This is a genomic window from Alcanivorax sp. HI0044, assembly GCF_001634945.1.
Genome location: NZ_LWEZ01001900.1, coordinates 1 through 1,441, shown reverse-complemented (window position 1 = coordinate 1,441; position 1,441 = coordinate 1). Strand labels below are relative to the sequence as shown.

Annotated in this window: 2 protein-coding genes; both read right to left on the bottom strand. The window is 58.4% G+C overall.

The features are described 5' to 3' along the window. The coding region (gene purC / locus A3730_RS28340) for a phosphoribosylaminoimidazolesuccinocarboxamide synthase (protein WP_063519817.1) at positions 1 to 714 on the bottom strand (714 nt) is incomplete at its 3' end. A 26-nt stretch (positions 715 to 740) separates the two neighbouring features. Then, positions 741 to 1,441, bottom strand: a 701-nt coding sequence (locus tag A3730_RS28335; protein ID WP_063539405.1) for an MBL fold metallo-hydrolase, incomplete at its 5' end; no start/stop codon positions are given.

Sequence of the window (1,441 nt, the reverse complement as noted above, 5' to 3'; positions counted from 1 at the left end):
ATACTCGAACGTCATCCCCAGACGCTTACCCACTTCTTCGTAGGCCTCTACCACACCGCCCAACCCTTGGCGGAAGCGGTCCTTGTCCAGCTTTTCGCGGGTATCCTTGTCCCACAGGCGGCAACCGTCCGGGCTGAATTCATCGCCCAGCAACACTTCACCATTAAACACACCAAATTCCAGCTTGTAATCCACCAGCAGCATGCCACCGTCCAGAAACAGCTGCTTGAGCACATCGTTCACCTGGAAGGTAAGCGCTTTCATCTGCGCCACCTGCTCATCGGTGGCCCAGCCAAAGCTTTGAATATGGTAATCATTGACCATGGGGTCGCCCAAGTCATCATCCTTGAGGAAGAATTCGAATGTGGGCGGGTTCAATTCCAGCCCTTCTTCCACGCCCAGACGACGACAAATGGAGCCTGCGGCGATGTTACGCACCACGCACTCCACCGGGATCATGTCCATCTTCTTGACCAGGGATTCGGTGGCCGACAGGGTTTTCTCGAAGTGGCAGGGAATACCCGCCGCTTTCAGCTTTTCCATGATGGCCGCGTTGAACTGATTGTTCACCGCTCCCTTGCGTGCCAACGCCTCCTTTTTCTTGCCGTCAAAGGCAGAGGTGTCATCACGAAACAGCATGATCAGCTTGTCCGCGTCATCGGTGGTGTACACAGACTTGGCTTTGCCGGCATACAACTCGTCGCGTTTTTCCATGGAAAGGCCTATTACTCAGGTCAGTATTAATGTACTTGCAGCCAGTCAAACCCTTCCGTCTGGCTGGCAACGCCAATTCGTTCACGCCCCTGGGTAATCACCCGTTCGACCGCATCCAGTGCGTGCCGGGACGTGTTGTTCTGTTCGCTCAGGTGCGAGAGCACCAGGTGTTGCAGGCGGTCCACATTGGCCTGGCGCAGCAACGCCGCCGCCTGATCATTGCTCAGATGCCCCAACATACCACCCACGCGCCGTTTCAACGATGATGGATACGGCCCCGACGCCAGCAACTGGGGGTCGTGATTGCATTCCAGTACCAGCGCATCACATTCCCGGTAGGCATCCACCACGTGGGGAGTAATCGCCCCCAGGTCCGTCAGCACCCCCACGGTGCGCTGCTGCCAGGAAAAACGGTACTGGCAAGGTTCGCGGGCATCGTGGGGCACCAGCACCGGCAGGATCTCCATGGCCCCCAGGCTAAACGCCCGGCCGGGGCGAACTTCCTGCCAATCGGCGCCTTTCAGCGTCGCCCGCTTGTCATGCACCGCACTGGCGGTACCAAAGGAGCTATACACTGGACAGCCCACCTTGCGGGCCAGCGCCCCGGCGCTGCGAATATGATCGCCATGCTCATGGGTAACCAGAATCGCACTGAGCTGATCCGCTGCCAGCCCCAGCCTCCCCAGCCGCGCCTCGGTTTCTTTCACCGTGAAACCGCAATCGATCA